We start from the raw sequence: 12,026 nt of genomic DNA on the forward strand, positions 1-12,026 counted from the left end.
AGCGCTTGCCCAGGAGCGGGAGCGGCGGCTCTGCCGAGCGTATGCGCCACCCCGAGGACGGCAGCCAGAACGTGCACGCCCGTCAGCGCTCTTCCGGCGGCTTTATCAGTGATGGATAAGCTCTATTACTCCAAGGGTGATAGCGACGCCAGTCAGCGACTGCAGGCACTCGCTGGCCGCGATGCTGGAGCCTGCCAAGCCGCCCGCGACGGCGCGCGTGGACGGCGGGCGGCTGGACTGGCAATAGCAGGGCCGGCCGTTGCGCCGGACGCAGGACTTCGGCTTGACACCGCCCTGGCACAAACGACGATACGCCCCATGCCCGCGCAGTCTGCCTCCACCCCGCCTACCGGCCGCGCTTGGCCAGCGCTGGACTACCTTGCCTGGCGCGACACGGCTGCGACGCTGCAGTTGTGGACGCAGGTCGTGGGCAAGGTGCGCCTGGCGCTCTCGCCGTGGCTCAACCACGGCTGGCAGGTGCCGCTGTACGTCAACGCGCGCGGCCTGGGCACGTCGGCCATGCACGCAGGCGGCGGCTTGCTGGAAATCGACTTCGATCTCGTCGAGCACCGCCTGGTGCTGCGCAGTTCCGAGGCGCCGCCGCGCAGTTTCGAGCTCGTGCCGATGTCGGTGGCGGCTTTCTACCGGCGGCTGATGGCCGAGCTCGCGACGCTGGGCGTGAGGGTGGAGATTTCCACCCAGCCCAACGAGGTGCCCGCGCCGATCCCCTTCCCCGATGATGAGGTGCATGCGTCCTACGACGCACAGGCCGTGCACCGCTTCTGGCGCGCGCTGGTGCAGGCGGACCGGGTGCTGCGGCTCTTTCGCACGGGCTTCGTGGGCAAGGCCAGCCCGGTGCACTTCTTCTGGGGCAGTTTCGACCTGGCCGTCACGCGCTTCTCCGGACGACTGGCGCCGCCACACCCCGGCGGCATCCCGGGGCTGCCGGACGCTGTCACGCGCGAGGCCTACTCGCACGAGGTCTGCAGCGCCGGCTTCTGGGCCGGCAGTGATGCCTGGCCGCATCCGGCGTTCTATGCCTACGCCTACCCGACGCCGCCGGGCTTCGCCCAGGCGGCGGTCGAGCCCGCGCAAGCCTTCTGGCATGCGCCCATGGGCGAGTTCCTGCTGCCCTACGAGGCCGTGAGCCTGGCGGCCGACCCCGATGCCGCGCTGCTGGGATTTCTGCAAAGCACTTACGCCGCGGCTGCGGTGCTGGCAGGCTGGGACCGCAGCCTGGAGTGCGCGCTGGGCATGCCCGGCCAGCCGCGGCCCATGGCGCCCCCCGCTACACCGCAAACCGGACCGGCGAATGCAGCAGCCGCTTCCCGTTGAGCCGCAACCTTGCTGCGCTGCAGGCGGGCCGCAGCGCAACGCCATGCTTCGACACCCCGGCCAGGACATCCGCCATGCCGGGCCCGACACGCTGGCGCAGGCGCTGCAGGCCAGTCGCCGCGACACGCTGGCCACCTTCCAGTGCTGGGAGCACTGGCTGGGGCAGGCGTTGCCCACGGTGCGGGCACCCGCTGATCTGAACCCGCCGCTGTGGGAGCTCGGCCACGTAGGCTGGTTCCAGGAATACTGGGTTGGCCGCAACCCGCAACGCCACCTCGGTGCGGCGGCCGACCCGCAAGTGCGCCGCCAGCGCCCGCTGCACAGCAATGCCGACGCGTTGTACGACTCCAGCCGGGTTGCCCACGACGCGCGGTGGACCATGCGACTGCCGGATGCCGACGCCACACGCAGCGACCTGCAGGCGCAGCTGGCCGCGACGCTGGAGTGGCTGCACGCGGCCGAGCCGGACGACCGGGGCCTTTACTTCTTCCGTCTGGCGCTGCTGCACGAGGACATGCACCACGAGGCCACGCTGTGCATGGCCCAGTCGTTGGGGCTGCCCATCGACGAACCCCGTTGGCAACCAGCGCCGCTGGCATCGTCACGCCATGCACTGCTGCTGCAAGCAGGGCCATGGCGCCTGGGACAGGCCGGGGGCGGCTTCTCGTTCGACAACGAGCTGGGCGCACACGAGGTGGCGCTGGCCGCCTGCGACATCGACAGCCGCGTGCTGTGCTGGGACGAGTACCTGCCCTTCGTCGAGGAAGGAGGCTATGGCGAAGAGCGCTGGTGGGATGAGCCGGGACGCCGCTGGCTGCGCAGCACACGGCCGGCCGGCCCGCGCTTCCTGCGGCGTGAGGGCCGGAGTTGGCAGCAGTGGCGGTGGGGGCGCTGGCAGCCCCTCGATCTTCGACTGCCCGCCTGCCACCTCAACCGCCATGAGGCCCAGGCCTGGTGTGCCTGGGCGGGGCGGCGCCTGCCCACCGAGGCGGAGTGGGAAGCGGCGGCCTTGGAGTGGCCTTGTGATTTCGAATGGGGCAGTGTCTGGGAATGGACGGCCAGCGCCTTCAAGCCCTACCCCGGTTTCGCGCCACATCCGTACCGCGACTATTCGGCGCCTTGGTTCGGCCAGCGTGCGGTGCTGCGCGGCGCCTCGTTCGCCACCGCAGGTCGTCTGCACCACCCGCGCTACCGGAATTTCTTCGAATCTGGACGGCAGGACGTCTTCGCAGGCTTCCGAACCTGCAGTCACTGACCACAGGTCGATCTGTCACAGTACCGTGGCAACTTGGGTCGGTGGCGAACCCGGCCGGATTGGCGGCGTACTCCTCGCGCGCACGGGCCACGCAGCGCTCGATGGTGGCCGCCTTGTTGATCAGCACGTCATCGGCCATGGACGCTCGCCCGCAAGAGCCTGCGACCCGGACTGGAACGGCTTCCGTGCGCCTTCGTGTCGAAAACGGGGACAGCCGGGGGTGGTGTCACCTGTTTTCCGAATGGGCTTGTCCGAGAGGCGGATCGCAAGCGTGTCGTCGTTTTCATGGCTGTTGGGCGTCACCTCCCAGTGGTGCATCACGGTCTTGACCACCACGGCGTCTTCCAGCACCAGCGCCACGCACAGCAGGTTGTCGCTGCGCCCCGCCTTCTCCGGCCATGCCCACAGCCGCATCTCGTCGCTGTAGCGCACCTGGCTATCCCGGTCCTCAAGTACCAGGTCTGCGCCGACGAAATCATGGATCAACACCGCGGGGAGCCACCTCGACACCATGACGCAGCAGAACGCGGCGCTGGTGGAGGAATCCGCCGCCGCGGCCCAGTCCTTGCGCCAGCAGGCGCAGCGGCTGGCGCAGGCGGTATCGGTGTTCAACGTCGGGGCCAGTGACGGTATGGGGCAGCCCGATGCTGCTGCGCTGGCGGACCTGAGCCAAGCCAAGCCAAGCCAAGCCAAGCCGGGCCCGGCCGCGAGCCGTCAAGCCGCACTGACGCTGCTGGACCCGCCGAGCCGCCGGCGTCGGTGCCATTCCGCGGCCTGTGCGGCACCACCCCGGCGCCAGCCATCGGCGTATTCCCTACCGACCGTTCGGTCGGTTTTTGATGCGCATCAACATTGCGCGGCGGGCGGGCTCTTAACTTCGAGCTGCGCCCAACAGCGTCTGGCGCACGACTCAACAAGCTCACAGGAGACCCGATGCACAACGAACGCCTTGCGGAAACGATGGAGTTCCCGCCCGAGACGCCGCAGCCCAACGTCTATCCGCTGTCGTGGCGGCGCCAGACCGACAAGCTCGAAGAGGTGTGGGACGCCGCCCAGCGCGAGAACTGGGACCCCAAGCACCTGTGCTGGGACACCTTCGACGTGGAGTCCTACTCGTGGGAGGAGCGCGAGGCCATCGCCTACTGGTGGACGCTGCTGTCGGTGTTCGACGCCTCGGCGCCGCCGGTGTTCGCCTCGGCCTTCATCAAGACCTACGAGGCGCATGAGGAAGACGCGGTCCGGCGCTGCTTCTTCTCGGTGACGCGCGACGAGCAGAACCACGAGCAGATGTGCGGCCTGGCCATCACCCGGCTGCTGGAGCACCCGGACCCGCTGAGCTACGAGCCCAAGACCGAGCTGGGCAAGAAGCTGCAGAAGAACGCCAAGTGGCTCTACTACAACGGCGGGCGCTACTGGAGCGGCTACAAGTCGGCCGTGCCAAAGTACAGCCTGGCGGTGCTGTTCAGCTCCTTCCTGATGGGCGAGATTGCCGCCGCAACCATCTTCCACCAGATGGCCGAGGGCTGCCGCGAGGAGGTGTTCAAGGAGGCCTTCCGCAACATCGGGCGCGACGAGGGCCGCCACATGGCCATCTGCATGGCGCTGATGGAGCGCGACTACCCGAAGATGGACCTGGCCGACAAGCCGCTGATCACCAAGCAGGTGCGCGCGGGCTACCTGTTCCTGTCGGCCGTGCTGTTCGAGCCGCCGCCCGACTTCTGGGACCTGCCCAACGACTTCATCGCCAACCAGCGCGCGGGCGAGGAAGTGGCGCGCGCCGCCGGCTTCCACATCCCCGACTACGAGGCCAAGAAGGAGAACTGGAAGAAGGCGATGCTCAACCTCAAGGGCGTGCTCGACCGCTACGACATCCCCTTCCCGGCCATTCCCGAAGTCGGCATCAGCGGCCAGGAAGTGACCGACATCGACATGGCCAGCATCATCCCGGTGTTCTGAGCATGGCTGCGCGCATCCGCCTGTTCCCCTCGGGCAAGGAAGTGGAGTGCGCGGCCGGCGACACCGTGCTGGCCGCGCTGGAGAAATCGGGCTACGCCCTGCCCAACAACTGCCGCGCCGGCGCCTGCGGCGAGTGCAAGGTCAAGGTGCGGGAAGGCCGCTTCGACCAGGGCATGGTGCTGGACATGGCGCTCTCCCCCGAGGAGCGCGCCCAGGGCTTCGGCCTGATGTGCATGGCCAAGCCGCTGTCCGAGGAGCTCGTCATCGAGTGGGGCACGGCGGACGCGCAGCCGCGGCTGTTTCCGCCGCGCGAGCACCAGCTCTACGTGGTGGCCGACCGCCTGCAGCGCACGCCGCGCATCGTGGAGCTGCGGCTGCGCCCGGTGGGCCAGCCCATGCGCTACTGGCCGGGCCAGTACGTGATGCTGGGCGACGCGCGCGCCGGGGCGCCGCCGCGGCCCTACTCCATCGCCAACGCGCCGCGGCCCGACGGCGAGATCACGCTGCAGGTCACGCGCGTGGACGCCGGCACCACCAGCCGCTGGGTGCACGAGCAACTGCAGCCGGGCAGCCGCGTCAAGCTGGCCGGCCCCTACGGCACCTTCATCGGCGACCCGTCGGTGGACACGCCGGTGCTGTGCATGGCCGCGGGCTCGGGGCTGGCGCCGATCCTGTCGCTGGCCGAAGCGGCCCTGCGCCGCGGCTTCAAGCGGCCGGTGACGCTGCTGTTCTCGGCCCGCACGCGCGAGGACCTGTACGCCGCCGGGCTGCTGGAGTATTGGCAGGCCAAGCACCGCAGTTTCACCTTCAGGCCGACGCTGACGCAGGACAGCGGTCCGGGCCTGCACGGGCGCATTCCGCAGCTGCTGCCGGACCTGTTCAAGGACCTGTCGGGCTTCTCGGTGTTCGTGGCCGGCGCGCCGGGCTTCGTCGCCGACTGCGTGGAGGCAGCCAAGCGGCTGGGTGCGCAGGGGCCGCTGATCCACACCGAGGGCTACTTCGGCCAGGCGCTGGCCATGACGCCGCCACCGGCGCGGCTGATGGCCTGAACCCGTCACGCCTCACCGGAGGGAGAAAGCGCGGCGCAGGGACGGTAGGCCCGTGCGCCGCGCCCGCGCGTTCAGCCCAGCGCCGCCGTCAGCGCCGGCACGGCCTCGAAGACATCCGCCTCCAGGCCGTAGTCGGCCACCGAGAAGATCGGCGCCTCCGGGTCCTTGTTGATCGCCACGATCACCTTGGAGTCCTTCATCCCGGCCAGGTGCTGGATCGCACCCGAGATGCCGCAGGCGATGTAGAGCGTCGGGGCCACGATCTTGCCGGTCTGGCCCACCTGCCAGTCGTTGGGGGCGTAGCCGGCATCCACCGCGGCACGCGAGGCACCCAGCGCGGCGCCGAGCTTGTCGGCCAGCGGCGTGAGCACTTCCGTGAACTTCTCGGCCGAGCCCAGGGCCCGGCCACCCGAGACGATGATCTTGGCCGCCGTCAGCTCGGGGCGATCCGACTTGGTCAGCTCGCGGCCGACGAAGGCGCTCTTGCCGCTGTCGGCCACCGGCGCCAGGGTTTCCACCGCGGCGCTGCCACCCGTGGCCGGCGCGGCGTCGAAGCCGGTGGTGCGCACGGTGATGACCTTCACCGCGTCGCCGCTCTGCACCGTGGCGATGGCGTTGCCGGCGTAGATCGGGCGCTCGAAGGTGTCCGGGCTGTCCACCTTGGTGATGTCGCTCAGTTGCGCCACGTCCAGCTTCGCAGCCACGCGCGGGGCGGCGTTGCGGCCGTTGGCGGTGCTGGGGAACAGGATGTGGCTGTAGGCCGGTGCCACGGCCAGCACCTGCGCCGCGACGTTCTCGGCCAGTTGCGTGGCGAGCGCCGGCGAGTCGGCGTGCAGCACCTTGCTCACGCCCTGGACCTGCGCGGCGGCCTGCGCCACGGCGGCGGCGTTCTCGCCGGCCACCAGCACATGCACTTCGCCGCCGCAAGCCAGCGCGGCGGTGACGGTGTTGAGGGTCGCGGCCTTGAGGGTCGCGTTGTCGTGTTCGGCAATGACGAGGGCGGCCATGTCAGATCACCTTGGCTTCGTTCTTGAGCTTGTCCACGAGGGTGGCCACGTCGGGCACCTTCACGCCGGCGCCGCGCTTGGGCGGCTCGCTGACCTTGACGGTCTTGATGCGCGGGCTCACGTCCACGCCCAGGTCGGCCGGCTTGACGGTCTCCAGCAGCTTCTTCTTGGCCTTCATGATGTTGGGCAGCGTCACGTAGCGCGGCTCGTTCAGGCGCAGGTCGGTGGTCACCACCGCCGGCAGCGTCACGGAGACCGTTTCGAGACCACCGTCCACTTCACGCGTGACCTGGGCCTTGCCGTCCGCCACTTCGACCTTGGAGGCGAAGGTGGCCTGCGGCAGGTCCGCCAGCGCGGCGAGCATCTGGCCGGTCTGGTTGCAGTCGTCATCGATGGCCTGCTTGCCCAGGATCACCAGGCCCGGCTGTTCCTTGTCCACCAGGGCCTTGAGGAGCTTGGCCACGGCCAGCGGCTGCAGCTCGGCATCGGTCTCGACCAGGATGGCGCGGTCCGCGCCGATAGCCAGCGCCGTGCGCAGCGTCTCCTGGCACTGCGTGACGCCGCAGGACACGGCGATGATCTCCGTGGCGACGCCCTTTTCCTTGAGCCGGACCGCCTCTTCGACGGCGATCTCGTCGAAGGGATTCATGCTCATCTTCACGCCGGCGAGGTCCATGCCCGAGCCGTCGGACTTCACCCGCACCTTCACGTTGTAGTCCACCACCCTTTTCACGGGCACCAGCAGCTTCATTGCTTGTCTCCTTGGAATCCTTGGTTGCCGAGGCAGCGGCCCACGGCCGGCCTCAGCGGGTATCGGGCGCCGGCAGGGTCGGCACGCCCTGCGCCTCGGCCGCGGCGTGCTGGGCCCGCAAGGCGCGGGCGTAGGCGTCCCGGCGCTGCAGCGCTTGCCAATACGCCTGCACCGCGGGCGTGAAGGACCCGCTCAGGCCCAGGTGCTGCGCCAGCAGCAGCGCGTAGCCCACCGAGACGTCGGCGGCCGTGAAGCGCTGCGCGCACAGGTAAGGCTGAGCCGCCAGCCGGGGCTCCAGCGTGCGCAGCCGCGCCAGGAACCAGCGCGCGTAGTCCTCCACCACCTGCGGCTGGCGCCGCTCCGGCGGCTCGAAGTGGCTGTAGCGCAGCACCAGCGTCTGCGGGAAGGTCAGCGTCGCCTCGCCGAAGTGCAGGAAGTTCAGGTAGGCGCCGAAGTCCGGTTCGTTGACGCCGACGTCCAGGTTGCCGGGCGAGTGCCTGGCCGCCAGGTACTGGCAGATCGCGGCCGATTCCGTCATCCGCACCGCGCCGTCGAACAGCGCCGGCACGGTGCCCAGCGGGTTGACTTCCAGGTACTCCCGGGCCTTGACGCGCGGCGGGAACGGCTGCATCCGCAGCTCGTAGGCCAGGCCCAGCTCCTCCAGCATCCACAAGGGCCTGAAGGAACGGGCGCTGACGCAGTGATGCAGGGTGATCATGCGTGCGTGCAGCCTCAGGCGGTCCGGGCTTCGCTGAGCTTGAGCTCCTCCACCATGCGCTCGCGCATCACGAACTTCTGCACCTTGCCGGTGATGGTCATCGGCATCTCGGACACGAAGCGGATGTAGCGCGGGATCTTGTAGTGCGCGATCTGCTCTCGGCAGAAGTCGCGGATCTCGTCCTCGGTGGCGCTCTCGCCCGGCTTGAGCACGATCCAGGCGCAGACCTCCTCGCCGTACTTGGCATCGGGCACGCCGAACACCTGCACCGACTGCACTTTCGGATGCCGGAACAGGAACTCCTCGATCTCGCGCGGGTAGATGTTCTCGCCACCGCGGATGAGCATGTCCTTCACGCGGCCGACGATGTTGCAGTAGCCCTCGGCGTCGAGGGTGGCGAGGTCGCCGGTATGCATCCAGCCGTCCGTCACCGCCAGGCGGGTCTTCTGCTCGTCGCCCCAGTAGCCTTTCATCACCGAGTAGCCGCGCACCCACAGCTCGCCCTTCTCGCCCACGGGCACCGGCGCGCCGGTGCCGTCCACCACCTTGGCCTCCAGGTGCGGCTGGATGCGGCCCACCGTGGAGACGCGCCGCTCCAGCGGGTCGGCGGTGGAGCTCTGGAACGACACCGGGCTGGTCTCGGTCATGCCGTAGGCGATGGTGACCTCGCGCATGTTCATCTGGGAGACGACGCGCTTCATGGTCTCGATCGGGCACGGCGAGCCGGCCATGATCCCGGTGCGCAGCCGGCTGAGGTCGAAACTGGCGAAGTCGGGATGGTCCAGCTCGGCGATGAACATGGTCGGTACGCCGTGCAGCGCGGTGCAGCGCTCCTCGGCGGCGGCGGCCAGCGTGGCGCCCGCATCGAAGATCTCGCCCGGGAACACCATCTGCGCACCCGTGGATACGCAGGCCAGCACCGACAGCACCATGCCGAAGCAGTGGTACAGCGGCACCGGGATGCACAGCGAGTCCTGCTCGCTGAAGCGCATGGCCTGGGCCACGTAGCGCGCGTTGTTGACGACGTTGTGGTGCGAGAGCGTGGCGCCCTTGGGGTTGCCGGTGGTGCCGCTGGTGAACTGGATGTTGATGGCGTCATGGCAATCCAGCTCGGCGCCGTGCGCCTCCAGCAGCTGGGGCGTGACGCCCTCGCCACGTGCCAGCACCTCGCCGTAGTTGAGCATGCCCGGCGTGCGCTCCTCGCCCATGCGGATCACGAAGCACAGCTCGGGCAGCCGCTGCGCCTGCAAGCGGCCGGGCTCGCAGCCGGCCAGCTCCGGCGCCAGCGTCTGCAGCATGCCCAGGTAGTTGGAGCTGCGCAGCTGCTGGGCCGTGACGATGGCGCGGCAGCCCGAGGCGTTGAGCGCGTACTCCAGCTCGGCCAGCCGGTAGGCCGGGTTGATGTTGACCAGGATGACACCGATGCGCGCGGTGGCGAACTGCGTGGTCAGCCACTCGACGCGGTTGGGCGACCAGATGCCCAGCCGGTCGCCGCGCTGCAGGCCCAGCGCCGCCAGGCCGGCGGCGAGGCGATCCACCTCCGCCTGGAACTGGGCCCAGGTCCAGCGCACGCCCTGCTCGCGGAACACCACGGCCGGCCGCTCCGGCCAGCGCCTGGCCGTGTCGGCCAGCAGGCCGGCGATGGTGGCCGTGGACAACGGCGTGTCGGTCGGGCCCTGCACCTGCGAGAGGCCGTCGATCGGCGCCACGCCACGGGTCACGGGGGTCTCCTTTGTCATTCTTGGCTCTCCGGAACGTCAATCAATGCGTCACTCCCGAGACCGTACGCCGTGGCGGCGTACCTTTGGTGCCGAGTGGGTTGCAAAACGGGACAGGGTGAGGTTCCGGGCAAGCTCCGCTACAACGGGTTGCGGGACGCAAGACGTCCGGATGAGCGCGCCGCGGGCCACGGCGAGGCCGGCATGGTGGGCTTGAAGCGAAGACGGGCGGGCCGGGTCAGCCCCGGCCCGCCCGCCCTCACGGCCCGTCGTCAGGGCGTGAGCTGGAAGACGACGTCCACCCAGTAGTTCGTCGCCCGGTACGTCGAGGTCGGGAACTTCGGCGCGGTACCGCCGTAGATGTACACGCCGTTGCCGCCGCTCTCGCCGCGCCGGAGCAGGTGCAGCGGTCCCGCATCCACGCCGCGCTGGTCGAAGTAGAGCTCGTCGCTGGCGTAGTGCCCGCGCGGTGCCCGGTACGAGGCCACGTAGACCGTGTTGGCCGCGATGGGCACCGGCTTGGCGAAGTTCACCTGCTGCCAGCCGGTGGCCGTCTCGTTGACGAAGGTGGCGGAGGCCAGCAGCGTGCCGGTGCTGCTCCACAGCGCGCCGATGTGCGTGCCGGTGTTGCCCGTGCCCTTGTAGAAGCGGATGCCGGTGATGTAGCCGGCCACGCTGGAGCGGAACTTCACGCCCACGTTCACGACGCGGGTGTCCGGATCGCTGGCCCGGGTGGGCGCCGCGGACGCCGGCCAGGCCGAGCAGGGACAGTTGGCGGCGATCACCGTCACCGTCCTGCTGGCCGGCGGCGACTGGACGTTGCCGCTGTCATCCACGGCACGGCTCAGGATCGTGGCGCTGCCCTCGGTGCTCGGCATCCAGGCGAAGCGCCAGCTGGTGGTGCCGGTGGCCGTCTGCCAGCTGCCGCCGCCGTCGGTGGAGACCTCCACCTTGCTGACCGTGCCACCCACGTCGGACGCGGTGCCGGTGATGCTCAGCTCGGCCGCGGCCGGGACGCTCGCGCCCGCCGCCGGCGAGGTGATGCTCGACGTGGGCGCCGTCGTGTCCGCGGGCGCCGCGGTCGTGAAGCTCCACTGCACGTTGCCCGCCAGCGCGTTGCCCGCTTGGTCCTTGATGACCGGGACCGAGCTGCCGCCCTTGAGCGTGGCGGTGTAGCTGGTGGAGGCCGCCAGCGCCGCCGCGGGCGTGAGCGTGGCCGTGCGCGTGGCGGCGTTGTAGGCCACCGCCGCGTTCACCAGCGCGCCGCCCGTGGTGCTGCGCAGCTCGAAGGTGCTGCCCGTGACGGTGGCCGCGTCCAGCGCCTCGCTGAAGGTGGCTGTCACGGCCGCGGTGGTGCTCACGCCCGTGGCGGCATTGGCCGGGACGGTGGAGCTCACCGTCGGCGCCGTGGTGTCCGCGGGGGTGGCCGGCGAGAACAGCACATCCACCCAGTAGTTGGTGGCGAGGTAGCTCTCCGTCGGGAAGGTCGAGCTGCTGCCGTAGGCGTAGACGCCGTTGCCGCCGCTCTCACCGCTTTGCAGCAGGTGCACCGGAGCCCGGTTCACGCCGGTGCTGGCAAAGAAGTTGTTGTCGCCGGCATAGCCGCCGTTGGGGGCGAAGTACGAGGCCACGTACACCGTGTTGGCCTTCACGGACACGGGCGTGGCGAAGTTGACCTGCTGCCAGCCGCTGGCCGTCTCCGGCCCGAACTGCGCCGTGGCCAGCCGTGTGCCATCCAGCGACCACAGGTTGCCGATGTGCGTGCCGGTGTTGTTCGCGCCCTTGTAGAAGCGCACGCCGGTGATGAAGCCGTCCACGTCCACGCGGAACTTCACACCCAGCTCCAGCGCGCCGGGGTCGTTGACGGAGGGGTTGGTGGGCGAGGCGGTACTGGGCCAGCCGCTGCACGGGCAGGTCTGCACCTCAGAGCCCGAGACGGTGGTGAAGGACCAGCTCACGCTGGACGCCAGCGGGTTGCCGGCAAGGTCCTTGATGCGCGGATCACTGGCGCCGCCGCGCAGCGTGGCGGTGTAGGTGGTGGACGGCGCCAGCCCCGCGCTGGGCGTGAGCGTGGCCGTGCGCGTGGCCGCGTCGTAGCTGAGGCTCGCGGCCACCACGGCGTTGGCCGCGTTGCGCAGCTCGAAGGTGCTGGCGTTGACGCTGGCCGGGTCCAGCGCGTCGCTGAAGGTGGCCGTGACCGGCGCGTACAGGCCCACGCCCGTGGCGCCCGCGGCCGG

The 12,026-nt window shown here is 69.9% G+C and carries 10 protein-coding genes; 4 read left to right on the forward strand and 6 right to left on the reverse strand.

Annotation, left to right across the window (positions count from 1 at the left end; genetic code table 11):
• The first annotated feature begins 318 nt into the window (after positions 1-318).
• Both HHL10_RS26705 and senA read left to right on the forward strand, forming a co-directional pair.
• A complete protein-coding gene (locus tag HHL10_RS26705; protein WP_169163460.1) occupies positions 319-1,335 on the forward strand; it encodes a DUF5996 family protein in 1,017 nt (338 codons plus the stop codon).
• Between the two features lie 43 nt (positions 1,336-1,378).
• A complete protein-coding gene (gene senA, locus HHL10_RS26710; protein WP_169163461.1) occupies positions 1,379-2,590 on the forward strand; it encodes a selenoneine synthase SenA in 1,212 nt (403 codons plus the stop codon).
• A 120-nt stretch (positions 2,591-2,710) separates the two neighbouring features.
• Here the strand turns inward: senA and HHL10_RS31270 are convergent, their stop codons facing one another.
• Positions 2,711-3,202, reverse strand: coding sequence for a hypothetical protein (locus HHL10_RS31270; RefSeq protein ID WP_205833235.1), 492 nt, complete (start codon positions 3,200-3,202; stop codon positions 2,711-2,713).
• Positions 3,203-3,523: 321 nt separating this feature from the next.
• Between HHL10_RS31270 and HHL10_RS26720 the strand changes: the two genes are divergently transcribed.
• Together HHL10_RS26720 and HHL10_RS26725 are read left to right on the forward strand one after the other, a co-directional pair.
• Positions 3,524-4,546 (forward strand): hypothetical protein, encoded by a 1,023-nt coding sequence (locus HHL10_RS26720; protein WP_169163462.1) that lies wholly within the window; start codon positions 3,524-3,526, stop codon positions 4,544-4,546.
• Positions 4,547-4,548: 2 nt separating this feature from the next.
• Entirely contained in the window at positions 4,549-5,595 is a 1,047-nt protein-coding gene (locus HHL10_RS26725) for a 2Fe-2S iron-sulfur cluster-binding protein (RefSeq protein ID WP_169163463.1), read from the forward strand.
• A gap of 71 nt (positions 5,596-5,666) precedes the next feature.
• Here the strand turns inward: HHL10_RS26725 and HHL10_RS26730 are convergent, their stop codons facing one another.
• The 5 genes from HHL10_RS26730 to HHL10_RS26750 all read right to left on the reverse strand — a co-directional run.
• On the reverse strand, positions 5,667-6,602 hold the full coding sequence (locus HHL10_RS26730) for an electron transfer flavoprotein subunit alpha/FixB family protein (RefSeq protein ID WP_169163464.1): 936 nt from the start codon (positions 6,600-6,602) through the stop codon (positions 5,667-5,669).
• A 1-nt stretch (position 6,603) separates the two neighbouring features.
• The gene (locus HHL10_RS26735) at positions 6,604-7,353 is read right to left on the reverse strand and encodes an electron transfer flavoprotein subunit beta/FixA family protein (protein ID WP_169163465.1); all 750 of its coding nucleotides are present in this window, start codon (positions 7,351-7,353) and stop codon (positions 6,604-6,606) included.
• Positions 7,354-7,405: 52 nt separating this feature from the next.
• A complete protein-coding gene (locus HHL10_RS26740; RefSeq protein ID WP_169163466.1) occupies positions 7,406-8,071 on the reverse strand; it encodes a glutathione S-transferase family protein in 666 nt (221 codons plus the stop codon).
• 14 nt (positions 8,072-8,085) lie between these two features.
• Positions 8,086-9,810, reverse strand: a complete 1,725-nt coding sequence (locus HHL10_RS26745; RefSeq protein ID WP_169163467.1) for an AMP-binding protein — start codon at positions 9,808-9,810, stop codon at positions 8,086-8,088.
• 251 nt (positions 9,811-10,061) lie between these two features.
• On the reverse strand, positions 10,062-12,026 hold a 1,965-nt coding region (locus tag HHL10_RS26750; protein ID WP_169163468.1), incomplete at its 5' end, for a DUF4082 domain-containing protein.

The sequence above is a fragment of the Azohydromonas caseinilytica genome, assembly GCF_012927045.1.
Classification (GTDB): Bacteria; Pseudomonadota; Gammaproteobacteria; order Burkholderiales; family Burkholderiaceae_C; genus Azohydromonas; species Azohydromonas caseinilytica.

Bases quoted from the DNA above. Each gene is read 5' to 3' on its own strand.
- HHL10_RS26705 (WP_169163460.1), top strand. From the start codon at position 319: ATGCCCGCGCAGTCTGCCTCCACCCCGCCTACCGGCCGCGCTTGGCCA.
- senA (WP_169163461.1), top strand. From the start codon at position 1,379: ATGCTTCGACACCCCGGCCAGGACATCCGCCATGCCGGGCCCGACACG.
- HHL10_RS26720 (WP_169163462.1), top strand. From the start codon at position 3,524: ATGCACAACGAACGCCTTGCGGAAACGATGGAGTTCCCGCCCGAGACG.
- HHL10_RS26725 (WP_169163463.1), top strand. From the start codon at position 4,549: ATGGCTGCGCGCATCCGCCTGTTCCCCTCGGGCAAGGAAGTGGAGTGC.
- HHL10_RS26730 (WP_169163464.1), bottom strand. From the start codon at position 6,602: ATGGCCGCCCTCGTCATTGCCGAACACGACAACGCGACCCTCAAGGCC.
- HHL10_RS26735 (WP_169163465.1), bottom strand. From the start codon at position 7,353: ATGAAGCTGCTGGTGCCCGTGAAAAGGGTGGTGGACTACAACGTGAAG.
- HHL10_RS26740 (WP_169163466.1), bottom strand. From the start codon at position 8,071: ATGATCACCCTGCATCACTGCGTCAGCGCCCGTTCCTTCAGGCCCTTG.
- HHL10_RS26745 (WP_169163467.1), bottom strand. From the start codon at position 9,810: ATGACAAAGGAGACCCCCGTGACCCGTGGCGTGGCGCCGATCGACGGC.